At 34.4% G+C, this 256-nt stretch carries 1 protein-coding gene; it reads right to left on the bottom strand.

The features are described 5' to 3' along the window. Window positions 1–256: hypothetical protein (locus ETC27_RS18160; protein ID WP_205742792.1), on the bottom strand; the 256-nt coding region annotated here is incomplete at both ends.

The following is a 256-nucleotide window of genomic DNA, read 5'->3' on the forward strand; positions in this document are numbered from 1 at the left end:
TCTTTCAAAATATATGTATCAACTGTTTTAGCTTTAAAAAGTGTCATGGTTCTAACGTAGGCATCACCTACGATTGTGGCAACCTGTGTACCACTTACACCTACTTGAGATAAAACCGTTTCACTGACATCTTTATGTGGGTAGTAACTTATTTCTTCTAATTCTGAATTATCATTAATCCCTGCATAGACAACTCCATAATCCTTATTATTTGGCTGTTTACCCGCATTACTATGTATCTCTGTAATTGAAGTAT

Source organism: Onishia niordana (assembly GCF_004798965.1).
Lineage (GTDB): Bacteria > Pseudomonadota > Gammaproteobacteria > Pseudomonadales > Halomonadaceae > Onishia > Onishia niordana.